General features: G+C 73.0%; 23 protein-coding genes. 17 read left to right on the top strand and 6 right to left on the bottom strand.

Annotated elements, in window-relative coordinates:
- Window positions 1–32: 32 nt before the first annotated feature.
- The gene (locus CP977_RS11485) at window positions 33–923 is read left to right on the top strand and encodes a YceI family protein (protein WP_152370041.1); all 891 of its coding nucleotides are present in this window, start codon (window positions 33–35) and stop codon (window positions 921–923) included.
- Window positions 924–946: 23 nt separating this feature from the next.
- On the opposite strand, the gene CP977_RS11480 is transcribed toward CP977_RS11485, so the two are convergent.
- A complete protein-coding gene (locus CP977_RS11480; RefSeq protein ID WP_030211087.1) occupies window positions 947–1,189 on the bottom strand; it encodes a hypothetical protein in 243 nt (80 codons plus the stop codon).
- A 79-nt stretch (window positions 1,190–1,268) separates the two neighbouring features.
- Here CP977_RS11480 and holA point away from each other — a divergent pair, with 79 nt between their 5' ends.
- Entirely contained in the window at window positions 1,269–2,261 is a 993-nt protein-coding gene (gene holA / locus CP977_RS11475; protein ID WP_152370040.1) for a DNA polymerase III subunit delta, read from the top strand.
- 309 nt (window positions 2,262–2,570) lie between these two features.
- On the opposite strand, the gene rpsT is transcribed toward holA, so the two are convergent.
- The gene (gene rpsT, locus CP977_RS11470; protein ID WP_030211082.1) at window positions 2,571–2,837 is read right to left on the bottom strand and encodes a 30S ribosomal protein S20; all 267 of its coding nucleotides are present in this window, start codon (window positions 2,835–2,837) and stop codon (window positions 2,571–2,573) included.
- Between the two features lie 186 nt (window positions 2,838–3,023).
- Between rpsT and lepA the strand changes: the two genes are divergently transcribed.
- The 3 genes from lepA (at window position 3,024) to hemW (ending at window position 8,403) form a co-directional block, all read left to right on the top strand.
- Window positions 3,024–4,892 carry a translation elongation factor 4 gene (lepA, locus tag CP977_RS11465; RefSeq protein WP_062755758.1) on the top strand — a complete coding sequence of 623 codons (1,869 nt, stop codon included), beginning with the start codon at window positions 3,024–3,026 and terminating at the stop codon, window positions 4,890–4,892.
- 311 nt (window positions 4,893–5,203) lie between these two features.
- Window positions 5,204–7,081, top strand: coding sequence for an AMP-dependent synthetase/ligase (locus CP977_RS11460; RefSeq protein WP_152370039.1), 1,878 nt, complete (start codon window positions 5,204–5,206; stop codon window positions 7,079–7,081).
- An 89-nt stretch (window positions 7,082–7,170) separates the two neighbouring features.
- Entirely contained in the window at window positions 7,171–8,403 is a 1,233-nt protein-coding gene (gene hemW, locus CP977_RS11455; RefSeq protein ID WP_062755762.1) for a radical SAM family heme chaperone HemW, read from the top strand.
- An 18-nt stretch (window positions 8,404–8,421) separates the two neighbouring features.
- Here the strand turns inward: hemW and CP977_RS11450 are convergent, their stop codons facing one another.
- Both CP977_RS11450 and CP977_RS11445 read right to left on the bottom strand, forming a co-directional pair.
- A complete protein-coding gene (locus CP977_RS11450) occupies window positions 8,422–9,225 on the bottom strand; it encodes a DUF3097 domain-containing protein (RefSeq protein ID WP_062755764.1) in 804 nt (267 codons plus the stop codon).
- Between the two features lie 10 nt (window positions 9,226–9,235).
- Window positions 9,236–9,964, bottom strand: coding sequence for an MBL fold metallo-hydrolase (locus CP977_RS11445; RefSeq protein WP_152370038.1), 729 nt, complete (start codon window positions 9,962–9,964; stop codon window positions 9,236–9,238).
- A gap of 147 nt (window positions 9,965–10,111) precedes the next feature.
- Here CP977_RS11445 and hrcA point away from each other — a divergent pair, with 147 nt between their 5' ends.
- The 4 genes from hrcA to CP977_RS11425 all read left to right on the top strand — a co-directional run bounded on the left by hrcA (window position 10,112) and on the right by CP977_RS11425 (window position 14,191).
- Complete coding sequence (gene hrcA, locus CP977_RS11440) at window positions 10,112–11,131, top strand: heat-inducible transcriptional repressor HrcA (RefSeq protein WP_030211063.1); 1,020 nt, start codon at window positions 10,112–10,114, stop codon at window positions 11,129–11,131.
- On the top strand, window positions 11,132–12,268 hold the full coding sequence (dnaJ, locus tag CP977_RS11435; protein WP_030211060.1) for a molecular chaperone DnaJ: 1,137 nt from the start codon (window positions 11,132–11,134) through the stop codon (window positions 12,266–12,268).
- A gap of 100 nt (window positions 12,269–12,368) precedes the next feature.
- Window positions 12,369–13,451: a nitronate monooxygenase gene (locus tag CP977_RS11430; RefSeq protein ID WP_109185921.1), complete on the top strand. Its 1,083-nt coding sequence runs from the start codon at window positions 12,369–12,371 to the stop codon at window positions 13,449–13,451.
- Window positions 13,448–14,191 (top strand): 16S rRNA (uracil(1498)-N(3))-methyltransferase, encoded by a 744-nt coding sequence (locus CP977_RS11425; RefSeq protein ID WP_109185920.1) that lies wholly within the window; start codon window positions 13,448–13,450, stop codon window positions 14,189–14,191. Before CP977_RS11430 ends, CP977_RS11425 begins: the two co-directional genes overlap by 4 nt.
- Here CP977_RS11425 and CP977_RS11420 read toward each other — a convergent pair.
- Entirely contained in the window at window positions 14,188–14,568 is a 381-nt protein-coding gene (locus CP977_RS11420; RefSeq protein WP_152370037.1) for a hypothetical protein, read from the bottom strand. The two genes, CP977_RS11425 and CP977_RS11420, sit on opposite strands and share 4 nt — an antisense overlap.
- An 87-nt stretch (window positions 14,569–14,655) precedes the next feature.
- Between CP977_RS11420 and CP977_RS11415 the strand changes: the two genes are divergently transcribed.
- The 5 genes from CP977_RS11415 (at window position 14,656) to CP977_RS11395 (ending at window position 19,427) form a co-directional block, all read left to right on the top strand.
- Window positions 14,656–15,948, top strand: a complete 1,293-nt coding sequence (locus tag CP977_RS11415) for an ATP-binding protein (RefSeq protein WP_152370036.1) — start codon at window positions 14,656–14,658, stop codon at window positions 15,946–15,948.
- Window positions 15,945–17,060, top strand: a complete 1,116-nt coding sequence (locus CP977_RS11410) for a tetratricopeptide repeat protein (RefSeq protein WP_229991656.1) — start codon at window positions 15,945–15,947, stop codon at window positions 17,058–17,060. Before CP977_RS11415 ends, CP977_RS11410 begins: the two co-directional genes overlap by 4 nt.
- A gap of 91 nt (window positions 17,061–17,151) precedes the next feature.
- Window positions 17,152–17,511, top strand: coding sequence for a histidine triad nucleotide-binding protein (locus CP977_RS11405; protein ID WP_062755780.1), 360 nt, complete (start codon window positions 17,152–17,154; stop codon window positions 17,509–17,511).
- A 3-nt stretch (window positions 17,512–17,514) separates the two neighbouring features.
- Window positions 17,515–18,420 (top strand): ribonuclease Z, encoded by a 906-nt coding sequence (locus CP977_RS11400; RefSeq protein ID WP_062755782.1) that lies wholly within the window; start codon window positions 17,515–17,517, stop codon window positions 18,418–18,420.
- A 2-nt stretch (window positions 18,421–18,422) separates the two neighbouring features.
- Complete coding sequence (locus CP977_RS11395) at window positions 18,423–19,427, top strand: adenosine deaminase (RefSeq protein WP_152370035.1); 1,005 nt, start codon at window positions 18,423–18,425, stop codon at window positions 19,425–19,427.
- A 245-nt stretch (window positions 19,428–19,672) separates the two neighbouring features.
- Here CP977_RS11395 and CP977_RS11390 read toward each other — a convergent pair whose 3' ends face one another.
- A complete protein-coding gene (locus CP977_RS11390) occupies window positions 19,673–21,022 on the bottom strand; it encodes an MFS transporter (protein WP_152370034.1) in 1,350 nt (449 codons plus the stop codon).
- 259 nt (window positions 21,023–21,281) lie between these two features.
- On the opposite strand from CP977_RS11390, the gene CP977_RS11385 reads away from it, so the two are divergent.
- The 3 genes from CP977_RS11385 (at window position 21,282) to ybeY (ending at window position 24,161) form a co-directional block, all read left to right on the top strand.
- Complete coding sequence (locus CP977_RS11385) at window positions 21,282–22,400, top strand: carbohydrate kinase family protein (protein ID WP_152370033.1); 1,119 nt, start codon at window positions 21,282–21,284, stop codon at window positions 22,398–22,400.
- Window positions 22,401–22,603: 203 nt separating this feature from the next.
- Window positions 22,604–23,650, top strand: a complete 1,047-nt coding sequence (locus CP977_RS11380; RefSeq protein ID WP_062755790.1) for a PhoH family protein — start codon at window positions 22,604–22,606, stop codon at window positions 23,648–23,650.
- Window positions 23,651–23,663: 13 nt separating this feature from the next.
- Entirely contained in the window at window positions 23,664–24,161 is a 498-nt protein-coding gene (gene ybeY, locus CP977_RS11375) for an rRNA maturation RNase YbeY (protein ID WP_152370032.1), read from the top strand.
- Window positions 24,162–24,164: the final 3 nt, after the last annotated feature.

Below are 24,164 nucleotides of genomic sequence, written 5' to 3'. Positions count from 1 at the left end.
CAGTGAACGAGTCGCACGGGGGTGCGTGAAGAATGTTCGATCGTCTCTTCGGGAAGCGCGGAGGGAACGCCGCGCGGGGCGGGCCGCTCGCCGGTCTTGCCGTCCCGTCCTCGGCGGGGGTGCTGAGCTGCCGGGTGCTCGACCCCGTGCACGAGCCCGTCCGGCAGGCCGAGTTCGTCGTCAGCGACACGGCGGGGCGCAAGGTGCTGGCCGGGGAGACCGACCCCTACGGCACCGCGCTCGCGACCGTGCCGGCCGGCGAGTACCGGCTCGCGGTCACCGCCGAGGGCTACACGCCGCACCACGGCACCGCCGTCGTCGCCGAGGGCGTCCACACCGGCCTCGGCGACGTCATGCTCCAGGTCGCCCCGCAGCCCCCGCTCCCGGAGCCGGGCGACTGGGAGATCGACCCGACGCACTCGCAGATCGGGTTCACGGCGCGCCACATCGGACTGGCCCGGATCCACGGCCGGTTCAACGCCTTCGCGGGCGCGGTCCGCATCGCCGACCGCATGGAGCACTCCGCGATGCACGTCGTCATCGACGCGGCCTCCATCGACACCGGGGTGCGGATGCGCGACGACCACCTGCGCTCGGGCGACTTCCTCGATGTCGAGAAGTACCCGACGCTGGAGTTCTACGGCGAGCGCTTCGCCCACCGGGGCGGCAGCCGCTGGGCCGTCACAGGGGCGCTCACCCTCCACGGGGTGAGCCGCACGGTCACCCTCGACACCCAGTACCTGGGCCTCGGGAACGGCCTGGAGGGGGAGACCCGGTGCGCCTGCCGCGCCACCACCGAGCTCCACCGCGAGGACTTCACCCTCACCTGGCAGACGCTGCTCGCGCGCGGCATCGCGGCCGTCGGGTCCAGCATCAGCATCGACCTCGACGTCCAGATCGTGCCCAAGACGTCAGGAGGCTGACGGGACCAGGGGGGCTGACGGGATCAGGGGGCTTCCAGCCAGCCCTCGTACTCGGCGGCCAGGCCGTCGAGGGCCGCCGGGTCGAGCCGGCCGTCCGGGTCCTCGACGACCACCAGCCACTGCGCGTCCTCGGCGTCGTCCTCGCCTGCCAGGGCGTCCCGGACGAGCTGCGGTTCCTCGGCGACCCCGAAGCGGTCGGGAAGCTCCTCGGCGACCTCCTCGGCGGCGTCGCGGTCGGGGAGCACCAGTACGTGTCGTTCGCTCACCCCGCCATTCTCGGGCACGGGCACGGGCGCGACTGCCGGCGGGCACGGCTGTCAGTGGCCCGTGGGATGCTGGACCGCGATGGCCACCAGGAAGACTTCCCCCGACGACCTCCTCGGTCCCCTGACGCTCGCCGTGGGACAGGAGGACCTGCTCCTCGACCGCGCCGTCCAGGAGGTGGTGGCGGCCGCCCGCGCCGCCGACGCCGACACGGACGTGCGCGACCTCACCCCCGACCAGCTCCAGCCCGGGGCGCTCGTGGAGCTCACCAGCCCCTCGCTCTTCGCCGAGCGCAAGGTCCTGATCGTGCGGAACGCGCAGGACCTCTCCGCCGACGTGGTCAAGGACGTCAAGGCCTACCTGGGCGACCCGGTCGAGGACATCTCCCTCGTCCTGCTCCACGCGGGCGGGGCCAAGGGCAAGGGTCTGCTCGACGCCGCGCGCAAGGCGGGGGCGAGGGAGGTGGCCTGCCCGAAGACGACCAAGCCGGCGGAGCGGCTGACGTTCGTGCGGCAGGAGTTCCGGACGCTCGGGCGCTCGGCCACGCCGGAGGCCTGCCAGGCCCTGGTCGACGCGATCGGCAGCGACCTGCGCGAGCTGGCCTCCGCCGTCGCGCAGCTGACCTCCGACGTGGACGGCACGATCGACGAGGCCGTCGTCGGGCGGTACTACACGGGCCGCGCCGAGGCCTCCTCCTTCAACGTCGCCGACCGCGCCGTCGAGGGGCGGGCGGCGGAGGCCCTGGAGGCCCTGCGCTGGTCGCTCTCGACCGGGGTCGCGCCGGTGCTGATCACCAGCGCGCTCGCGCAGGGAGTGCGGGCCATCGGCAAGCTCTCCTCGGCCCGGGGCGGCCGCCCCGCCGACCTGGCGCGGGAGCTGGGCATGCCGCCCTGGAAGATCGACCGCGTGCGGCAGCAGATGCGCGGCTGGACCCCGGACGGCGTCTCGCTGGCCCTGCGCGCGGTCGCCGAGGCGGACGCGGGCGTGAAGGGCGGGGGCGACGACCCCGAGTACGCCCTGGAGAAGGCGGTCGTCGCGGTGGCCCGGGCGGCGAGGATGCGCCGGGACGCCTGACCGGGCCCGGAACGGCGCGGACTGGACCGGCCCGGCCGAGGCCGGGCGCCCGAGACAGCAGGGGCGCCCGCCCCGTACACGTACACCCGTACACGTACAAAGAGCACCTGCCTCCTACGGCAAAGCCCCCGCAGACCGCATGACGAAGGCCCCGCAGCCTCCTGGGGAAGGAGACGGCGGGGCCTTCGACGTTCGAGCAAGATGGGCTCGCACCCGCGTGGCGAACGCGTCCGCGCGCGAGCCCTGGGTGGTCGGGCGGGAGCGGGAGAGAGGGCCCGCTGGGTCCCGTACGGCCGGTTAGATCAGAGCTCAGCCCTGGAGGGAGGCAACCTTGGTGGCCAGCGCCGACTTCTTGTTGGCGGCGGCGTTCTTGTGGATGACACCCTTCGAGACAGCCTTGTCGAGCTGACGCGAGGCGGCACGAGCGGCGACGGTGGCCTTCTCGAGGTCGCCGGCGGCGACAGCCTCACGGGCCTTGCGGATCGCGGTCTTGAGCGAGGACTTGACGGCCTTGTTGCGCAGGCGCGCCTTCTCGTTCGTCTTGTTCCGCTTGATCTGGGACTTGATGTTCGCCACGAAAAGAGCCTTTACAGGTTCGGTGTTCCTTCTGGAAGCGCCTCGCGAGCTGAGAGGGCAGACGAGGCACAGCTGTCCACGGTATCAGCCGCCCTCGCGGCCGCCCAAACCGGGCGTCGGCCGCCGGGCATGGGACCATGGAGCCTACGTATCCGTTCAGAACATCGCCCGAGACGAGAAGCCTGCGTGCCCGCGACTCCTACCAACGTGCCCGAGCCGAGCCGTACCGACCCGGCTCTGATCCGCAACTTCTGCATCATCGCGCACATCGACCACGGCAAGTCCACGCTCGCCGACCGGATGCTCCAGCTCACCGGTGTGGTCGACCAGCGGCAGATGCGCGCCCAGTACCTCGACCGGATGGACATCGAGCGTGAGCGCGGCATCACGATCAAGTCCCAGGCCGTCCGTCTGCCGTGGGCTCCCACCGAGGGGCCGGAGCAGGGGCGCACGCACATCCTGAACATGATCGACACCCCCGGGCACGTCGACTTCACCTACGAGGTCTCGCGGTCCCTGGCGGCCTGCGAGGGCACGATCCTCCTGGTGGACGCGGCGCAGGGCATCGAGGCGCAGACCCTCGCCAACCTCTACCTGGCGATGGAGAACGACCTCACCATCGTCCCGGTCCTCAACAAGATCGACCTGCCGGCCGCGCAGCCGGAGAAGTTCGCCGAGGAGCTGGCGAACCTCATCGGCTGCCAGCCGGAGGACGTGCTCAAGGTCTCCGCCAAGACCGGTCTGGGCGTCGAGGCGCTGCTCGACCGCGTCGTCCGGGACGTCCCGGCCCCGGTCGGCGTCGCCGACGCCCCCGCCCGCGCGATGATCTTCGACTCCGTGTACGACTCGTACCGGGGCGTCGTGACGTACGTGCGTGTGGTCGACGGGCAGCTCAACAAGCGCGAGCGCATCAAGATGATGTCGACCGGCGCCACCCACGAGCTGCTGGAGATCGGCACCAACTCGCCGGAGATGCTGGCGGCCGACGGCCTGGGCGTCGGCGAGGTGGGCTACCTCATCACCGGTGTGAAGGACGTCCGCCAGTCCAAGGTCGGCGACACGATCACCTCGCAGTCCAAGGGCGCCACCGAGGCGCTCGGCGGCTACAAGGACCCGAAGCCGATGGTCTTCTCGGGCCTCTACCCGCTGGACGGCTCGGAGTACCCCGACCTCCGCGAGGCCCTGGACAAGCTCCAGCTCAACGACGCCGCGCTCGTCTACGAGCCGGAGACCTCCGCCGCGCTCGGCTTCGGCTTCCGCGTCGGCTTCCTCGGCCTGCTCCACCTGGACGTGATCCGCGAGCGCCTGGAGCGCGAGTTCGGCCTCGACCTGATCGCCACCGCCCCCAACGTGGTCTACCGCGTGGTCATGGAGGACGGCAGCGAGCACACGGTCACGAACCCGAGCGAGTTCCCCGAGGGCAAGATCAGCGAGGTGTACGAGCCCGTCGTCCGGGCCACGATCCTCGCGCCCAGCGAGTTCATCGGCGCGATCATGGAGCTCTGCCAGAACCGGCGCGGCACCCTGATCGGCATGGACTACCTCTCCGAGGACCGGGTCGAGATCCGCTACACCCTGCCCCTCGCGGAGATCGTCTTCGACTTCTTCGACCAGCTGAAGTCCAAGACGCGCGGGTACGCCTCCCTCGACTACGAGCCCACGGGTGAGCAGGCCTCCAGCCTGGTCAAGGTCGACATCCTGCTGCACGGCGACAAGGTGGACGCCTTCTCCGCCGTCACCCACAAGGACGCGGCGTACGCCTACGGCGTGCGGCTCGTCGCCAAGCTGCGCGAGCTCATCCCCCGGCAGGCCTTCGAGGTGCCCATCCAGGCCGCGATCGGCTCCCGGGTCATCGCCCGCGAGACCATCCGCGCCATCCGCAAGGACGTCCTCGCCAAGTGCTACGGCGGTGACATCTCCCGGAAGCGGAAGCTGCTCGAGAAGCAGAAGGAGGGCAAGAAGCGCATGAAGATGGTCGGCTCGGTGGAGGTCCCGCAGGAGGCCTTCATCGCCGTCCTGTCGAGCGACGAGTCCTCCGGCAAGGGCAAGAAGTAGCCAATTCCGGACCGTCGGGAGACGATCGGAGGGCGTGACGGCGGGCGGGTCCACGGCGGCCCACCCCGTCCCACGAGACACGGGAACGTCCCTATGGGAGATGCGAACGTCCCCACGGGAGATGCGAACGGGTCCACAGGACACGGGAACGGGTCCACGCGCACGGTGCGCGTGGACCCGTTCGTTATGAAGCGACGCACTGCAAGGCCTTACGCGCCGGACCTCGGACCTTTACTCTGATCCCGGCTCGAAGGTTACTCGCCAGTTAGTTACGAACCGCCAGAAGGCACCGCCGCCGCCCGGAGGACGTCGTGAGCGACACACAGACCCAGATCGAGAACCGGCCGCCCTCCGTGGCGACCCTCTTCCTTGAGCGAGTCGAGCGGACTCCCGACGCGGAGGCCTACCGCTACCCGGTACCCGCCGCGTCCGGCTCCGGCCCGGACGACTGGAAGTCGCTCAGCTGGGGGCAGGCCGCCGAGCGGGTCTACGCGATCGCCGCCGGCCTCGTGGACCTCGGCGTGCAGTCCGAGGAGCGGATCGCCCTCGCCTCCTCCACCCGGGTCGAGTGGATCCTCGCGGACCTCGGCGTGATGTGCGCGGGCGCCGCGACCACCACGATCTACCCGCAGACCAACGCCGAGGAGTCGGCCTTCATCCTCTCGGACTCCGAGTCGAAGGTCCTCATCGCGGAGGACGCGGCCCAGCTCGCCAAGGCCGTCGAACGCCGCTCCGAGCTGCCGAGCCTCCGCCACGTGGTCGTGGTCGACGCCGCCGGAGTCGAGAGCGACGGCGACTGGGTCCTCACCCTCGCCGAGCTGGAGGCGCGCGGCCGGGCGTACCTGGAGAAGCACCCCGAGGCGGTCAAGGAGCGGGTCTCCGCGATCACCTCCACGCAGCTCGCCACCCTCATCTACACCTCGGGCACCACCGGCCGCCCCAAGGGCGTCCGGCTCCCGCACGACAACTGGTCGTACATGGCCAAGGCGATCGCCGCGACCGGCCTCGTCACCCAGGGGGACGTGCAGTACCTGTGGCTGCCGCTCGCCCACGTCTTCGGCAAGGTCCTCACCTCGGGCCAGATCGAGGTCGGGCACGTCACCGCCGTCGACGGCCGCGTCGACAAGATCATCGAGAACCTGCCGGTGGTCCAGCCGACCTACATGGCGGCCGTGCCCCGCATCTTCGAGAAGGTCTACAACGGGGTCGCCGCCAAGGCCCGCGCCGCCGGCGGCGCCAAGTACAAGATCTTCCAGTGGGCCGCCGAGGTCGCCCGCGAGTACGCGAAGACCACCCAGGACAACTTCCGCCGCACCGGCACCGCCTCCGCGCCCCTCGGCCTGGGCGTCAAGCACAAGGTCGCCGACGCCCTGGTCTACGGCAAGATCCGCGAGGCCTTCGGCGGCAACCTGCGCGCCTGCATCTCCGGCTCCGCCGCCCTCGCCCCCGAGATCGGCTACTTCTTCGCCGGCGCGGGCATCCACATCCTGGAGGGCTACGGCCTCACCGAGTCCTCCGCCGCCTCCTTCGTCAACCCGGGCGAGGCCTACCGCACCGGCACCGTCGGCAAGCCGCTCCCCGGCACCGAGGTCCGCATCGCCGACGACGGCGAGATCCTGATGCGCGGCCCCGGCATCATGGAGGGCTACCACGGCCTGCCGGAGAAGACGGCCGAGGTCCTGGAGTCCGACGGCTGGTTCCACACCGGCGACATCGGCGAGCTGTCCGCCGACGGCTACCTGCGGATCACCGACCGCAAGAAGGACCTGATCAAGACGTCCGGCGGCAAGTACATCGCGCCGGCCGAGGTCGAGGGCCAGTTCAAGGCCGTCTGCCCGTTCGTCTCGAACATCCTGGTCCACGGCGCCGACCGGAACTTCTGCACCGCCCTGATCGCCCTCGACGAGCCCTCCATCCTCGGCTGGGCCGCCGAGCACGACCTCGCGGGCAAGTCGTACGCCGAGGTCGTCGCCGCCCCGCAGACCGAGAAGCTGATCCAGGGGTACGTGGACCGGCTCAACGAGGGCCTGCAGCGCTGGCAGACGATCAAGAAGTTCCGCCTGCTGCCGCGCGACCTCGACATCGAGCACGGCGAGCTGACCCCGTCCCTGAAGCTCAAGCGGCCGGTCGTGGAGCGCGAGTACAAGCACCTCATCGACGAGATGTACGCGGGCTCGCGCGAGGCCTGACCGGCGGCCCCGCACCGGGGCCGACCAGCAGGGGAGCCGGTTGTCCACAGGCAGTCGGCCCGCCCCGGGCAGTACGGGACAATGGGCTCATGCCTTCCGTACTGCCCGATGGTGAGACCGTTCCCGAGGACGGGGCGCTGCCCCCGCACGCCCTGGAAGGGGCCGGGGAGCGCCCGCTCGGGTTCTACCTGCACGTGCCCTACTGTGCGACTCGCTGCGGGTACTGCGACTTCAACACCTACACGGCGAGCGAGCTGCGCGGCACGGGGGGCGTGCTCGCCTCCCGGGACAACTACGCCGACCAGGTCGCCGAGGAGGTCCGGCTCGCCCGGAAGGTCCTCGGCGACGACCCCCGGCCGGTCCGGACCGTCTTCGTCGGCGGCGGCACGCCCACGCTGCTCGCCGCCGGCGACCTCGTACGGATGCTGGGGGCGATCCGCGACGAGTTCGGGCTCGCGGACGGTGCCGAGGTCACGACCGAGGCCAACCCGGAGTCCGTGGACCCGGCCTACCTGGCCGAGCTGCGCGAGGGCGGCTTCAACCGGGTCTCCTTCGGCATGCAGAGCGCCCGGCAGCACGTCCTGAAGGTCCTCGACCGCACCCACACCCCCGGGCGCCCCGAGGCGTGCGTCGCCGAGGCGCGGGCCGCCGGGTTCGACCACGTCAACCTCGACCTGATCTACGGCACGCCCGGCGAGTCCGACGACGACTGGCGGGCCTCGCTCGACGCGGCGATCGGCGCGGGACCCGACCACGTCAGCGCGTACGCCCTGATCGTCGAGGAGGGCACGCAGCTGGCCCGCCGCATCCGGCGCGGCGAGGTGCCGATGACCGACGACGACGTGCACGCCGACCGGTACCTGATCACCGAGGAGGTGCTGTCCGGGGCCGGTTTCGAGTGGTACGAGGTGTCCAACTGGGCCACCTCGGAGGCCGGGCGCTGCCTCCACAACGAGCTGTACTGGCGCGGCGCCGACTGGTGGGGCGCCGGGCCCGGCGCGCACAGCCACGTGGGCGGGGTCCGCTGGTGGAACGTGAAGCACCCGGGCGCGTACGCGGCGGCCCTCGCGGAGGGGCGGACGCCGGGCGCGGGCCGCGAGCTGCTCTCGGAGGAGGACCGGCGGGTGGAGCGGATCCTGCTCGAACTGCGCCTGCGGGACGGCTGCCCGCTGGACCTGCTCAGACCGGCCGGCCTGGCCGCCGCCGGGAAGGCCCTGGCGGACGGCCTGCTCGACCCCGTGCCGTACGAGGAGGGGCGGGCGGTCCTGACCCTGCGGGGCCGGCTGCTCGCGGACGCGGTGGTGCGGGACCTGGTGGACTAGGAGCCGCTCCGAGGGCTCCTACGGCGCCGTCACGAAATCGATCAGCTCCTCCACCCGGCCGAGGAGGGCCGGCTCCAGGTCCTTGTACGACGTCACCCGCGACAGGATGTGCTGCCAGGCCGCGCCCGTGTTCTCCGGCCAGCCCAGGGCCCGGCAGACGCCCGTCTTCCAGTCCTGGCCGCGCGGGACCGTCGGCCAGGCCGGGATGCCGAGCGAGGACGGCTTCACCGCCTCCCAGACGTCGATGTACGGGTGGCCGACGACCAGGACGTCCGGGGAGGTCACCCGGGCCGCGATCCGGGACTCCTTGGAGCCCGGGACCAGGTGGTCCACCAGGACGCCGAGGCGCGCGTCGGGCGCCGGGCCGAACTCCGCGACGATCGCCGGCAGGTCGTCGACGCCCTCCAGGTACTCCACGACCACGCCCTCGATCCGCAGGTCGTCGCCCCAGACCCGCTCGACCAGCTCCGCGTCGTGGCGGCCCTCGACGTAGATCCGGCCGGCCCGCGCCACGCGCGCGCGTGCGCCCGGCACCGCGACCGAGCCGGAGGCCGTACGGGTCGGGCGGGCCGGCGCGGCGGCGGACGGGCGGACCAGGGTCACGACCTTCCCCTCCAGGAGGAAGCCGCGCGGTTCCAGCGGGAAGACCCGGTGCTTGCCGAAGCGGTCCTCCAGGGTCACCGTGCCCGCCTCGCAGCGGATCACCGCCCCGCAGAAGCCCGTCGCCACCTCCTCCACGACGAGGTCCCGGTCGGCCGGAACCTCCGGCACGGGCGCCGAGCGCTTCCAGGGGGGAGTCAGATCCGGGTTGTAGCTGCGCATTCGGGCGACGTTATGCGACGGAGAAGCGCGTCGCCAGTTCCTCGCGCTGGCGTCGTACGAACGCCGCGTCCACCACCGCGCCGTGCCCCGGCACGTACACCGCGTCGCCGCCGCCGAGCGACAGGAGGCGGTCCAGGGCGTCCGGCCAGCGGGACGGGATCGCGTCCGGGCCCGCCTGCGGCTCGCCCGACTCCTCCACCAGGTCACCGCAGAAGACCACCTCCGGCGGGCCCGGCACCAGGAGCGCCAGGTCGTGGCCGGTGTGCCCGGGGCCGACGTTCGCCAGGAGCACCTGCCGGCCGCCCAGGTCGAGCGTCCACTCGCCGGAGACCACGTGCCGCGGGGCCACGAGGACGTCCGCCGCCTCCGCGGCCGCCGCCGGGTCGAGGCCCTGCTTCACCCCGTCCGACCGCAGCTCCTCCCGGTCCCGCTCCCGGGCCAGCAGCTCCTCCAGGCCGACCGCGCCGAAGACCTCCGCGCCCGCGAAGGCCGCCGTGCCGAACACGTGGTCGAAGTGCGGGTGGCTCAGTGCGATGTGCGTCACCCGCCGGCCGCCCGTGAGTTCCGCCACCTCCGCCCGCAGCTTCGCGCCCTCCGCGAGGGACGCCCCCGTGTCGTACAGCAGCACCGCCCGTTCGCCCACGACGAGCCCCACCGTGGCGTCCCAGCCGGGCAGCCGCCGCCGGCCCACCCCGTCCGCGAGCCGTTCCCATCCCCGCGCTTCCCAGTCGATATCCATACGGTGACGCTAACCGGCGGGGCGTCGCCTCCTTGCCAGGAGCGACGTGTGCCGCCGTACACTGGCCCGGGATCGCTGGCACTCGGACAGGGCGAGTGCCAAAAGCGGAGCAACCGGAACGACCGACGACAGCTGGAGGTGCGCACGATGCTCAGCGAACGCAGACTCGAAGTGCTGCGCGCCATCGTCCAGGACTATGTCGGGACGGAGGAGCCCGTCGGCTCCAAGGCGCTCACGGAGCGCCACAAGCTCGGCGTGTCGCCCGCCACCGTGCGCAACGACATGGCCGTGCTCGAGGACGAGGGCTACATCGCGCAGCCCCACACCAGCGCGGGCCGCATCCCGACGGACAAGGGCTACCGCCTCTTCGTCGACCGGCTCGCGGGGGTCAAGCCGCTCTCGACGCCCGAGCGGCGGGCCATCCACAACTTCCTCGACGGCGCGGTCGACCTGGACGACGTCGTCGGCCGCACGGTCCGGCTGCTCGCGCAGCTGACCCGGCAGGTCGCCGTCGTCCAGTACCCCTCGCTGACCCGCTCCACCGTCCGGCACGTGGAACTGCTCGCGCTGGCCCCGGCCCGCCTGATGCTCGTCCTCATCACGGACACCGGCCGGGTCGAGCAGCGGGTGATCGACTGCCCCGCGCCCTTCGGCGAGACCTCCCTCGCCGACCTGCGGGCCCGGCTCAACAGCCGGGTCGTCGGCCGCCGGTTCGCCGACGTGCCGCAGCTGGTGCAGGACCTCCCCGAGTCCTTCGAGGAGGCCGAGGACCGCGCCACGGTCTCGACCGTGCTCGCGACCCTCCTCGAAACCCTCGTGGAGGAGCACGAGGAGCGGCTGATGATCGGCGGCACCGCCAACCTCACCCGCTTCGGACACGACTTCCCCCTGACGATCAGGCCCGTCCTGGAGGCTCTGGAGGAGCAGGTCGTCCTCCTCAAGCTGCTCGGCGAGGCCAAGGAATCGGGCATGACCGTACGGATCGGGCACGAGAACGCCCACGAGGGGCTGAGCTCCACGTCCGTCGTCTCGGTCGGTTACGGTTCGGGCGGCGAGGCAGTCGCCAAACTCGGCGTGGTCGGACCGACCCGCATGGACTACCCCGGAACGATGGGAGCGGTACGCGCAGTGGCACGTTACGTCGGACAGATCCTGGCGGAGTCGTAAGTGGCCACGGACTACTACGCCGTACTCGGCGTGCGCCGCGACGCGTCCCAGGACGAGATCAAGAAGGCGTTCCGGAGGCTCGCGCGCGAGCTGCACCCGGACGTCAATCCCGATCCGAAGACGCAGGAACGCTTCAAGGAGATCAACGCCGCCTACGAGGTCCTCTCGGACCCGCAGAAGAAGCAGGTCTACGACCTCGGCGGCGACCCGCTCTCGTCCTCCGGCGGAGGCGGCGCGGGCGGCTTCGGAGCGGGCGGCTTCGGCAACTTCTCCGACATCATGGACGCCTTCTTCGGCACGGCCTCGCAGCGCGGCCCGCGCTCGCGCACCCGCCGCGGCCAGGACGCCATGATCCGTCTGGAGATCAGCCTCGACGAGGCGGCCTTCGGCACCACGAAGGACATCCAGGTCGACACGGCGGTCGTCTGCACGACCTGCTCCGGCGAGGGCGCCGCGCCCGGCACCTCCGCGCAGACCTGCGACATGTGCCGCGGCCGCGGCGAGGTCTCCCAGGTCACCCGGTCCTTCCTGGGGCAGGTCATGACCTCCCGGCCCTGCCCGCAGTGCCAGGGCTTCGGCACCGTCGTCCCGACCCCGTGCCCCGAGTGCGCGGGCGACGGGCGGGTCCGCTCCCGCCGCACCCTCACGGTCAAGATCCCGGCCGGCGTCGACAACGGCACCCGCATCCAGCTCGCGGGCGAGGGCGAGGTCGGCCCCGGCGGCGGCCCCGCCGGCGACCTGTACGTCGAGATCCACGAGACCCCGCACGAGACGTTCCAGCGGCGCGGCGACGACCTGCACTGCACGGTGACGATCCCGATGACGGCGGGCGCGCTCGGCACCAAAGTGCCGCTGCAGACCCTCGACGGCGTCGAGGAGGTCGACATCCGGCCCGGCACCCAGTCCGGCCAGTCGATCCCGCTCCACGGGCGCGGCGTCACCCACCTGCGCGGCAACGGGCGCGGCGACCTCATCGTGCACGTCGAGGTCCAGACCCCGAGCAAGCTCGACGCGGAGCAGGAGCGCCTCCTGCGCGAGCTGGCCAAGCTGCGCGGCGAGGAGCGGCCGACGGGGCAGTTCCAGCCGGGGCAGCAGGGGCTGTTCTCGCGGCTGAAGGACGCGTTCAACGGGCGGTAGGTCCGGAGTACGCACGGCTTCACGTATGGGAAGGGGCGGTATCCATGTATGGATACCGCCCCTTCCCATACGTCTCCCCGCGGCATGACACGATGCCCATATGTCCACCACCGCACTGAACGATCTCTCTCCGTTCCCGATCGTGCAGGCCCCCATGGCGGGTGGCGCCTCCTGTCCCGAGCTCGCCGGAGCCGTCTGCGAGGCCGGGGCGCTCGGCTTCCTGGCCGGCGGCTACAAGACGGCCGGAGGGCTTTACCAGGAGATCAAGCAGGTGCGCCGGCTCACCGCGCGCCCCTTCGGCGTCAACCTCTTCATGCCGCAGACCGGACGGCCCGCCGACCCGGCCGCCGTCGAGGTCTACCGCCACCAGCTCGCCGGAGAGGCCGACTGGTACGGGACCCGGCTCGGCGAGACCGACGACTCCCGCGACGACGCCTACGACGCCAAGCTGGCCATCCTCCTGGAGGACCCGGTCCCCGTCGTCTCCTTCACCTTCGGCTGCCCCGCGCCCGACGTCCTCGCCGCCTTCGCCCGCGCCGGCACGTACACGATCGTCACCGTCACCTCCGCCGAGGAGGCCCTGGCCGCCGAGCGCGCCGGGGCCGACGCCGTCTGCGCCCAGGGCGTCGAGGCCGGCGGGCACCAGGGGACGCACCGCGACGACCCGGACGAGGACGGCACGCCCGGCACCGGCCTGCTCACCCTCGTCGCCCAGGTCCGCGAGAGCACCGGCCTGCCGGTCGTCGCCGCCGGCGGAATCATGCGCGGCGCCCAGATCGCCGCCGTCCTCGCCGCCGGGGCCGGCGCCGCCCAGCTCGGCACCGCCTTCCTCCCCTGCCCCGAGTCGGGCGCCCACCCGCTGCACAAGCGGGCCCTGACCGACCCGCTGTTCACCCGGACCGCCCTCACCCGGGCCTTCTCCGGGCGCCCGGCGCGCGGCCTCGTCAACCGCTTCACGCGCGAGCACGGCCCGTACGCCCCCGCCGCCTACCCCGAGGTCCACCACCTCACCGCCCCACTGCGCAAGGCCGCCGCCACCGCCGGCGACCCCCAGGGCATGGCCCTCTGGGCCGGCCAGGGCCACCGCCTCGCCCGCGCGCTCCCCGCCGGGGAACTGGTCGGGGTCCTCGCCGCCGAACTCGACACCGCCCTCGCCGCACTGCCCCACAGGAGCACCCCGTGACCGCACCCGTCTTCGTCGTCGACGCCGTCCCCGGCGCCGGGAACTTCCTCCTGGACGGCCCCGAGGGGCGGCACGCCGTCTCCGTGAAGCGGCTGCGGGAGGGCGAGGAGCTGGTCCTCGTCGACGGCCGGGGCCGCTGGGCCGCCTGCGAGGTCGTCGCCGCCGAGGGCAAGGACCAGCTGACGGTACGGGTCGCCGAGGTCCACGAGGACCCCGCGGAGGAGCCCCGGATCACCGTCGTCCAGGCCCTCCCCAAGGGCGACCGGGGCGAACTGGCCGTCGAGACGATGACGGAGACCGGCGTGGACGCGATCGTGCCGTGGGCCGCCTCCCGCTGCATCACCCAGTGGAAGGGCGACCGGGGCCTCAAGGCGCTCGCCAAGTGGCGGTCCACCGCGCGCGAGGCCGGCAAGCAGTCGCGCCGCACCCGCTTCCCCGAGATCGCCGACCTCATGACGACCAAGCAGGTCGCCGCCCTCCTCGCGGAGGCCGACTTCGCGGCCGTCCTGCACGAGGACCGCGACCACCCCAGCGGCGCGCTCGCCACCGCCGACCTGCCCGCGAAGGGCTCGGTCGTCCTGGTCGTCGGGCCCGAGGGCGGGGTCTCCCCGGAGGAGCTGGCCGCCTTCGGGGCGGCCGGGGCGAAGCCGTACCGGCTGGGCCGCAGCGTCCTGCGCACCTCCACGGCGGGCACGGCGGCCACGGCGCTCGTCCTGGGACGGACGGGCCGCTGGAGCTAGGACCCCGGAGGACGGGAGGTGTCGGCCGTCAGCGCGTCGAAGAGCGGCCACCCGTCCTCCTCCCGCACCCCGTTCGCGGCCGGGACGAGGCCGCGGGCCACCGCCGCGTCGAGGAACCGGCGGACGACCCCGGGCTCGTCGAGGTTCAGCCAGCCGCCCCCGACGGCGAGCACCTCGTGCCGGCCCATCGTGAAACCGGCCACCGCGCGGCCCGGCTCCTCCCGGAAGACCAGCCGCAGCACGGCCCGGGGGGAATCGGCGCGGCGCAGGCCCAGCACGGTCCGGCAGTCGGGGTGCCGGTGGCGGCGCCGGACGTTCCAGAGCCAGACCGTCCCGTCGTCCACCGTCAGCCTGCGCAGCGCCCCGTCCCGTCTCATGCGGCGGAGTGTACGGAGGGCGTCGCGGAGGGGAGATGTGACGAACCCGGTGGACGGCCACCCCCGAAGGCTCCTTAGGGTGGCCGCATGGCCGACGAGTCCCCCCTGATCCGCAGTCTCCGCGCCGCCGTGGCCGCCGCCCCCGGCGACGTGCCCCTGCGCCTCCACTTCGCCGAACTCCTCCTCGCGGAGGGACTGGGCGACGAGGCCGTCGCGGAGGCGGCCGTCGCCCTCCAGCACGCGCCCGGGGACGAGAACGCCCGCGCCCTGATGGTCCGCGCGATGGGACTGCCCGCCGCGGAGAGCCCCGCACCGGCCGTCGTGGAGCCCCCGGCCCCGGAACCGACGACCGCGGAAGCCCCCGCCCCGAGCGCCCCCGCCACCTCCTTCGACTGGGACGCCGCCGAGCAGCAGGTGCGGGACCTCGTCGGGCCCCGCTTCCTGGAGGACCCGCAGGCCGCCGACGGCGACGGGACCGCCGGGGACGCGGCCGCCTGGGACGTCGACGCCCCCGGTTCCGTCCGCCTCGCCGACGTCGGCGGCATGGAGGAGGTCAAGGACCGCCTGGAGGCCGCCTTCCTCGCCCCCATGCGCAACCCCGAACTGCGCAGGCTGTACGGCAAGTCGCTGCGCGGCGGCCTGCTCCTCTACGGCCCGCCCGGCTGCGGCAAGACCTTCATCGCCCGGGCCGTCGCGGGCGAACTCGGCGCGAGCTTCCTCACCGTCTCGCTCTCCGACGTCCTCGACATGTGGATCGGCGCCTCCGAGAAGAACATCCACGACATCTTCGAGACCGCCCGCCGCCAGGCCCCCTGCGTCGTCTTCCTCGACGAGTTGGACGCCCTCGGCGCCAAGCGCTCCCGCACCCACCACAGCGGCCTGCGCAACGTCGTCAACCAGCTCCTCACCGAGCTCGACGGCATCGCGAGCGGCGCCGGCAACGAGGGCGTCTTCGTGCTCGCCGCCACCAACGTCCCCTGGGACGTGGACATCGCCCTGCGCCGCCCCGGCCGCCTCGACCGCACCCTGCTCGTACTGCCGCCCGACGCCGCCGCCCGCGAGGCGATCCTCCGCTACCACCTGCGCGAGCGCCCCATCGAGGCCGTCGACCTCGGCAAGCTCGTCAAGGCCACCGAGGACTTCTCCGGCGCCGACCTCGCCCACGTCTGCGAGACGGCCGCCGAGGCCGCCCTCCTCGACTCCGCCCGCAGCGGCTCCGTACGCCTGATCACCACCAAGGACCTGCTCGGCGCGGCCAAGCAGATCAAGCCGTCCACGGAGCCGTGGTTCGCCGCCGCCCGGAACGTCGCCATGTTCGCCAACGAGGGCGGCCTCTACGACGACCTGCTCGCCCACCTCAAGCGGAAGCGCAAGCTGTGAGCGAGGCGGAGGTCCGGGGCGCCCACGACACCACGCTGCGGCGCGCCGAGGCGCTGTACGAGGCCGGGCGGTACGCCCAGGCCGGGGCGCTCGCCGCCCAGCACCTGGCGACCGACCCCGAGAACGCCGAGGCCCTCGTCCTGCTCGCCCGCTGCCACCACCGGGACGGCGCCCACCCCGCCGCCCTGGCCGCCGTGGACCAGGCGCTGCGGGCCGACCCCGAACTGCTCGGCGCCTGGCTGATGCGCGTCCAGGTCCTCCTCGCCCAGAAGCGGTTCCAGGAGGCCGAGGGCACCGCCCGGCACGCCGTCGCGCTCGCCCCGCAGTACTGGGGCACCCACTACGCGCTCGGCACCGCCCTCACCGAGCACGGCGAACACACGCGCACGCCCGCGCGTACCGTCGAGGCGTACGAGGCGGCCCGGGCCGCCGTGCACCTCGCGCCCGAGGAGGACGCGGCCCACTTCCTGGTCGGCCTCACCGCCCAGCGCCGGGGCGACCACGCCACCGCGCAGCGCGCGTACGAGACGACGCTGCGCCTCAACCCGCAGAGCAGCGAGGCCCACAACAACCTCTCGCTGCTCCGGCTGCGGCGCCGCTGGTTCCGGCGCGGGGCGTGGACGCAGGCCGCCGAGGGGTTCGTCGCCTCCGCCGCGCTCGACCTCCAGGACCGCAAGGCCCGCTACAACCTGGAGGCCATGGCCTGGAACACCGTCGCCGGGGCCCGCTGGGTCGCCCTGCTCGGCTTCATCGCCTCCGCGCTCGGCTCCGCCCCCGTCCGCACCGGCGCGACCGGGGCCGAGGCGGTGGTCCCGTTCCTGATCGGCGCGACCGTCCTCGTCGGCGCCTGGGGCGGCTGGGTCCTGTGGATGGGCCGCCGGCTGCCGCCCCGCCTGCGCCGCCCGCTGCTCCTGGTGGCCCGCGGCTGCCGGCCGGTGATCGCCATGGCGACGGCCGTGGGCCTGCTCGGGCTCCACTCGGTGGTGACGATGGCCCTCTGGAACCTCGACGCGGGGGCGGTCGGCGGGCTCGGCACACCCCTGTTCTGGGCCGTGATCATCACGTACTGGGTGAGCCGCTCGTTCCTGAACCGGCGCGCGCCCAAGGACTGACCCCGCCCCTGTGGACAACGGAACCGATCTTGTCGGCGCCGGCGGATAGCATGCGCGTGTACTGACCGACGGAGGCGAGGAGGCCCGGACCATGGCCGGAGAGCCGCAGAGCGACTGCCTGTTCTGCAAGATCGTGTCGGGGGAGGTGCCGGCGACGATCGTGCGCGAGACGGAGACGACCGTCGCGTTCCGCGACATCAACCCGCAGGCACCCACCCACGTCCTGGTGATCCCGCGCCTCCACTACCCGGACGCCGCCTCCCTCGCCGCCGCCGCGCCGACCGTCGCCGCCGACCTGCTGCGCGAGGCCGGAGAGGTCGCCGCCCAGGAGAAGACCGACGGCACCGGCTACCGGATCGTCCTCAACACCGGCGCGGGCGCGGGTCAGACCGTCTTCCACACCCACGCGCACGTGCTCGGCGGCCGCGGCCTCAACTGGCCCCCCGGATAAGCCGTGTCCGTACGCGAACTGGTCGTCCTCGGCACCGCCAGCCAGGTCCCGACCCGGCACCGCAACCACAACGGCTACCTGCTGCGCTGGGACGGCCGGGGCATCATGTTCGACCCCGGCGAGGGCACCCAGCGCCAGATGCTGCGCGCCGGGGTCGCCGCGCACGACCTCGACCGGATCTGCGTCACGCACTTCCACGGCGACCACTCGCTCGGCCTGGCCGGGGTGATCCAGCGGATCAACCTCGACCAGGTCCCGCACCCGGTCACCGCCCACTACCCGGCGAGCGGACAGCGCTTCTTCGAGCGGCTGCGGTACGCCACCGCCTACCGCGAGACCGTGAAACTGGTCGAGGCGCCCGTCACCGCCGACGGGCCGCTCGCCGTCACCGACGCCTACACCCTGGAAGCGCACCGGCTCTCCCACCCCGTCGAGTCCTACGGCTACCGCCTGGTCGAGCCCGACGGGCGCCGCATACTGCCCGGGAAGCTCGCCGAACACGGCATCAAGGGCCCCGACGTGGGCCGGATCCAGCGCGACGGCGCCCTGAACGGCGTCACCCTCGACCAGGTCAGCGAGATCCGGCGCGGCCAGCGCTTCGCCTTCGTCATGGACACCCGGCTCTGCGACGGCGTGCACGCCCTCGCCGAGGGCGCCGACATGCTCGTCATCGAGTCGACCTTCCTGGACGAGGACGTCCGCCTCGCCACCGACCACGGCCACCTGACGGCCGGACAGGCCGCCGCGGTCGCCCGGGACGCGGGCGTGCGGCACCTCGTCCTCACCCACTTCTCGCAGCGCTACCACGACCCCGCCGCGTTCGAACGGCAGGCGCGGGCGGCCGGGTTCGACGGCGAGCTGAGCATTGCCCAGGACCTCATGAGGGTCCCCGTACCGAAACGAACGTGAACATGCCCGTACCCAAGGCAGAACTGCACCTCCACATCGAAGGCACCCTCGAACCCGAGCTGGCCTTCGCGCTCGCCGCGCGCAACGGCGTCACCCTGCCGTACGCGGACACCGACGCCCTGCGCGAGGCGTACCGCTTCAGCGACCTCCAGTCCTTCCTGGACCTGTACTACGGCCTGATGGCGGTCCTGCGCACCGCCGAGGACTTCACCGAACTCGCCGACGCCTACCTGGAGCGGGCCGCCGCCCAGGGCGTCCGGCACGCCGAGATCTTCTTCGACCCGCAGGCGCACACCGCCCGAGGCGTTCCGATCGGCACCGTGATCGAGGGCCTGACCGCCTCCCTCGACCGCGCCGAGGAGCGGTACGGGATCTCCACCCGGCTCATCATGTGCTTCCTGCGCGACGAGTCCGCCGAGTCGGCCCTCGCCACCCTGGAGGCCGCGAAGCCGTACCTGGACCGGATCACCGGCGTCGGCCTCGACTCCGCCGAGGTCGGCCACCCGCCGGCCAAGTTCCGCGAGGTGTACGAGGAGGCCGCCCGGCTCGGCCTGCGACGCGTCGCCCACGCGGGCGAGGAGGGCCCCGCGGAGTACGTCCGAGAGGCGCTCGACGTCCTCGGCGTCGAGCGGATCGACCACGGGCTGCGCTGCATGGACGACCCCGACCTCGTCACCCGGCTCGCCCGCGAGCGGGTCCCGCTCACCCTCTGCCCCCTGTCGAACGTCCGCCTCCGCGGCATCGACACACTCGCCGACCATCCGCTCCGCGCGATGATGTCGGCCGGCCTCCTCGTCACCGTCAACTCCGACGACCCCGCCTACTTCGGCGGCTACGCGGGCGACAACTACGACGGCGTCCGCGACGCGCTCGGCCTGACGCAGGACCAGCTCCGGGAGCTGGCCCGGAACTCCTTCCTGGCATCGTTCCTGGAGGACGAGGAGGGTCGGAGGGAGCGGTATCTGGCGGAGGTGGAGGCGTACGAGTTCGGGGGCGGCGGGTCGTAGACGTGGCGGGTCGGGTGCGGGCCGGGACGCCTGCGGCGGGCCTCTTCCCCACCCCGCCCCTTCCCGAAACCGGGGCTCCGCCCCGGACCCCGCGTCTCAAACGCCGGCGGGGCTGGATTTTCAGCCCGTCCGGCGTTTGAGGACACGCCCGCAGGGCGTACGGGGGTCCGGGGGCTCGCCCCCGGTTACGGGAAGGGGCGGGGAACAAGCCCGCCGCAGGCGCCCCGTACCGGCCCCCCACCCCCTCACCCCCGATCGCTCGGCCTCGCCAACCCGAACGTCGACTTCGTCAAGCGCCGCCGGCCCGCCGCGACCGGCACCCGGATCGAAGCCACCGGCTGCTCCGGCGCCCCCACCTGGGGGACCAGGGACGGCGTAGCCGACGCGCTGCCGGCGAGGACGGCCGCGGGCGCGCCCCCGCGGCGGCGGACCGAGCCGGGGACCAGGGGGCGGCCGGAGGCGTGTCGGGCCACGGCCGTCATGGGGACGGCGACCAGGAGGAGCAGACCGCAGAGGACCGCGCCCATGCCCGGATAGCCCGCGCCCTCCGAGAGGAGACTGCCGGTCACCGGCCCGCAGGCCACGCCCAGGGACGACGCCGAGCCCACCAGGACGGCCCACCGCCCGCGCGGGTCGAGGGAGGCGGCCAGGCCCAGGAGGTACGACAGGACGACCGGGTAGACGGCGTTCCACAGGATCTCGCCGGCCGCGAAGGAGACCAGGTCCCCGGCGGCCGAGCTGAGCAGCACGCAGCCCGCGATGACGACCGTGCCCGCCCCGATCGGCATCGCCCGGCCCAGGCGCGAGCCGAGCGCCCCCGCCGCCGTGACCCCGGCGAGCCCCGCGCCGAGCGCCGCCGCGAAGACCGCGCCGACGGTGACCTCGGAGAGCCCTGCCTGGGTGGTTCCGATGCGCCCGCTCACGCCCCACAGCGCGTTCTGCGCGAGGGACCAGCACAGGATGCCGCCCGCGAGGACGGCCCCCGCCCGCCGGTACGGCAGCGGGCCCGCCACGGAAGCGGCGACCGGCTCCCGGCCCGCACGCGCCCGCGTACCGCCCGCCAGACGCCCCGTCACCGGCCACACCAGCGCCGCCGCGCAGGCGATCGCGAGCAGCGGGGGCGCGTGGCCGGTGCCCAGGTGGGGGAGCGTCAGATAGAGGGCGCCCGCCGCGGCCGAGACGGACAGCAGGCCGAGGGTCGAGGCCCGGTGCGGGTCCCGCTGCCCGGCGATCCCGGCGGCGGCCACCGCCGTCGCCGTGCCCGAGCCGAGGCCGCCGAGGACGGCGCCCGCGACCACCAGCGGCACGGCGCCGGTCGCGGCGGCGGAGCCGTACCCGACGACCATGGCGAGCAGGCCCGCGCGGGCCGCCCGGCGCGGCCCGATCCGCTCCCCGCGCGCGGCGAGCGTGAAACCGGCGGTCGAGGAGCCGAGCAGCAGCACGGAGCCGACCAGGCCCGCCTGCGCGGGGGTGAGGCCGAGCCCGGCGGAGAGCCGGCCGACGACGGTCGGCAGGAGGTACGGGGCCAGGTAACCGGCCGTGAAGAGTGCGACGAGGGCGACGAGGGCCCCCGCGCCGCGAGACCGCGACGACATGGGCGTTCCCAGGAACGAGAAAGGGGAGGGTGGAGCGCCCGGTGGTGCGTGAGGGGCACGGGGTCGCGGGACCATGTGTATCAAGCGGGCGAGGGGCGGGAGAAGACGGTATCCGCCGGTACGTCACGTGATCCGGGTCACTATGTGTTTGGGGAGCTGATTTTCGGGTAGTGGAGCGTCCTTCCTCGTGCGTCCCACCCGTCTCCCGCCCCCCATCGGGCACACTGGGCGGATCCGCACCGCGACCGGGGAGTCCGCCGTGACCACAGCAAGGGGAGAGCAGCCGCAACACGACGCCGAGGTCGATCCGTTGGAGCGCCTGCGCGAGCCCACCGACCCCGCCTGCGACGTCTTCCTCACCGGCACGGTCTTCCTCGACATCATCTTCACCGGCCTCGACAGCGCCCCCGTCCGCGGCACCGAGTCCTGGGCCCGCGGCATGGGCTCCAGCCCCGGCGGCGTCGCCAACATGGCCACCGCCCTCGCCCGCCTCGGCCTGCACACCTCCCTCGCCGCCGCCTTCGGCGACGACCACTACGGCGAGTACTGCTGGGACGCCCTGGAGCAGGGCGAGGGCATCGACCTCTCCTTCTCCCGCACCGTCCCCGGCTGGCACTCCCCGGTCACCGTCTCCATGGCCTACGAGGGCGAGCGCACGATGGTCTCCCACGGCCACGAGGCCCCGCCGTCCGACGCCGCCCTGCCCGCCTACCCGCCGCACGCGCGCGCGGCCGTCGCCTCCCTCGCCCCCGGCCGCTCCGAGGAGTGGGTCGCCCAGGCCGCCCGCGCCGGGGCCAAGGTCTTCGCCGACGTCGGCTGGGACGACAGCGGCCGCTGGGACCTGGCGGCCCTGCCCGACCTGGAGCACTGCGAGGCGTTCCTGCCCAACGCCGCCGAGGCGATGCGCTACACCCGCACCGACTGCCCCCGGGCCGCCGCCCGCGCCCTCGCCGACAAGGTCCGCTACGCCGTGGTCACCCTCGGTGCCGAGGGCGCCTACGCCGTCGACGGCGCCACCGGCGAGACCGCCGAGGTCCCCGCCATCCAGGTCTCCGCCCTCGACCCGACCGGCGCCGGGGACGTCTTCGTCGCCGGCTTCGTCACCGGGACCCTCGCCGGCTGGCCCCTCGCCGACCGGCTCGCCTTCGCCGGCCTCACCGCCGCCCTCTCCGTCCAGGAGTTCGGCGGCTCCCTCTCCGCCCCCACCTGGGACGAGATCGCCGCCTGGTGGCAGCGGGCGCAGGGCGACGCCCGGCAGGACCCCGAGGCCCTGCGCGGCCGCTACGCCTTCCTGGAGCGCCTCCTGCCCGCCCCCGCCCGCCCCTGGCCGCTGCGCAGGGCGGTCCCGACGATCGGCTTCCGCGCGACCGCCTCGTAAAGCGCCTCCTCGCCCGTAAGGCGCCCCCGCCCGTAAGCGCCCCTCACCCGTAGGTGCCCCTCGAAGGGAAACACCCCACTCGAACGGCCCTCCGTAAACCCCTTAGGTCTTGTCGGTGCCAAGTCGTAGGCTTGGTGATCCAGAGGTTGTCGAGCAGCGAGAACCCTGCCACGGGAGGTATGCGCAGGCCACAGTGCCGGCCCATGACTCAGACACCCACAGCCCACGACGGAGCGCCCCACGACGGGGCGCGCGGACAGGCCCGCGCCCACTTCACCGTCCCGGCCAAGCATCCGATGGTGACCCTGCTCGGCTCCGGTGACGCCCTGCTCAGGGTGATCGAGCGCTCGTTCCCGGGCGCCGACATCCACGTCCGGGGCAATCAGGTCAGCGCGGTCGGCGACGCGGCGGAAGTCGCGCTGATCCAGCGCCTGTTCGACGAGATGATGCTGGTGCTCCGCACCGGTCAGCCGATGACGGAGGACGCAGTGGAACGCTCGATCGCCATGCTCAGGGCGAGCGAGAACGGATCGGCGGAGGGCGGCGAGGAGACTCCCGCCGAGGTGCTCACGCAGAACATCCTCTCCAGCCGGGGACGCACGATCCGTCCCAAGACGCTCAACCAGAAGCGGTACGTCGACGCCATCGACAAGCACACGATCGTCTTCGGCATCGGCCCCGCGGGCACCGGCAAGACCTATCTCGCCATGGCCAAGGCGGTCCAGGCCCTGCAGTCCAAGCAGGTCAACCGGATCATCCTGACCAGGCCCGCCGTCGAGGCGGGCGAGCGGCTCGGCTTCCTGCCGGGCACGCTCTACGAGAAGATCGACCCGTACCTGCGCCCGCTCTACGACGCCCTGCACGACATGCTGGACCCGGACTCGATCCCCAAGCTCATGGCGAGCGGCACGATCGAGGTCGCGCCCCTGGCGTACATGCGGGGGCGCACCCTGAATGACGCGTTCATCATCCTGGACGAGGCGCAGAACACGAACCCCGAGCAGATGAAGATGTTCCTCACCCGCCTCGGCTTCGACTCGAAGATCGTCATCACCGGTGACATCACCCAGGTCGACCTGCCGAACGGGACGAAGAGCGGTCTGCGGCAGGTCCGCGACATCCTCGACGGGGTCCAGGACGTCCACTTCTCCACGCTCACGTCGCAGGATGTCGTCCGGCACAAGCTCGTCGGCCGTATCGTCGACGCGTACGAGCAGTACGACAGCCGCAACGGCCGCAACGGGAAGTAGTCACAGAACCACCATGTCGATCGACGTCAACAACGAGTCCGGCACCGAGGTCGACGAGCAGGCGATCCTCGACATCGCCCGCTACGCGCTCGCGCGCATGCGCATCCACCCCCTCTCCGAGCTCTCGGTGATCGTCGTGGACGCGGAGGCGATGGAGCAGCTCCACATCCAGTGGATGGACCTGCCCGGGCCCACGGACGTCATGTCCTTCCCGATGGACGAGCTGCGTCCGCCGGCGAAGGACGACGCGGAGCCCCCGCAGGGGCTCCTCGGCGACATCGTGCTCTGCCCCGAGGTCGCCACCCAGCAGGGCAAGGACGCGCCGACGCAGCACTCCATGGACGAGGAGCTCCAGCTCCTCACCGTCCACGGGGTGCTGCACCTCCTCGGGTACGACCACGAGGAGCCCGACGAGAAGGCCGAGATGTTCGGCCTCCAGGCGGCGATCGTCGACGGCTGGCGCGCGGAGAAGGGCCTGACCGGCCCCTCCCCGGCGCCGACCGTCTCCTGACCC

The sequence above is a fragment of the Streptomyces cinereoruber genome, from assembly GCF_009299385.1.
GTDB lineage: Bacteria > Actinomycetota > Actinomycetes > Streptomycetales > Streptomycetaceae > Streptomyces > Streptomyces bikiniensis.
Note: the sequence above shows the minus strand (reverse complement) of the source record. Positions and strands in the feature narration are given on the sequence as shown.

Bases quoted from the DNA above. Each gene is read 5' to 3' on its own strand.
- CP977_RS11485 (WP_152370041.1), top strand. From the start codon at position 33: ATGTTCGATCGTCTCTTCGGGAAGCGCGGAGGGAACGCCGCGCGGGGC.
- holA (WP_152370040.1), top strand. From the start codon at position 1,269: ATGGCCACCAGGAAGACTTCCCCCGACGACCTCCTCGGTCCCCTGACG.
- hemW (WP_062755762.1), top strand. From the start codon at position 7,171: ATGCCTTCCGTACTGCCCGATGGTGAGACCGTTCCCGAGGACGGGGCG.
- CP977_RS11450 (WP_062755764.1), bottom strand. From the start codon at position 9,225: ATGCGCAGCTACAACCCGGATCTGACTCCCCCCTGGAAGCGCTCGGCG.
- CP977_RS11445 (WP_152370038.1), bottom strand. From the start codon at position 9,964: ATGGATATCGACTGGGAAGCGCGGGGATGGGAACGGCTCGCGGACGGG.
- hrcA (WP_030211063.1), top strand. From the start codon at position 10,112: ATGCTCAGCGAACGCAGACTCGAAGTGCTGCGCGCCATCGTCCAGGAC.
- CP977_RS11430 (WP_109185921.1), top strand. From the start codon at position 12,369: ATGTCCACCACCGCACTGAACGATCTCTCTCCGTTCCCGATCGTGCAG.
- CP977_RS11420 (WP_152370037.1), bottom strand. From the start codon at position 14,568: ATGAGACGGGACGGGGCGCTGCGCAGGCTGACGGTGGACGACGGGACG.
- CP977_RS11415 (WP_152370036.1), top strand. From the start codon at position 14,656: ATGGCCGACGAGTCCCCCCTGATCCGCAGTCTCCGCGCCGCCGTGGCC.
- CP977_RS11405 (WP_062755780.1), top strand. From the start codon at position 17,152: ATGGCCGGAGAGCCGCAGAGCGACTGCCTGTTCTGCAAGATCGTGTCG.
- CP977_RS11395 (WP_152370035.1), top strand. From the start codon at position 18,423: ATGCCCGTACCCAAGGCAGAACTGCACCTCCACATCGAAGGCACCCTC.
- CP977_RS11390 (WP_152370034.1), bottom strand. From the start codon at position 21,022: ATGTCGTCGCGGTCTCGCGGCGCGGGGGCCCTCGTCGCCCTCGTCGCA.
- CP977_RS11380 (WP_062755790.1), top strand. From the start codon at position 22,604: ATGACTCAGACACCCACAGCCCACGACGGAGCGCCCCACGACGGGGCG.
- ybeY (WP_152370032.1), top strand. From the start codon at position 23,664: ATGTCGATCGACGTCAACAACGAGTCCGGCACCGAGGTCGACGAGCAG.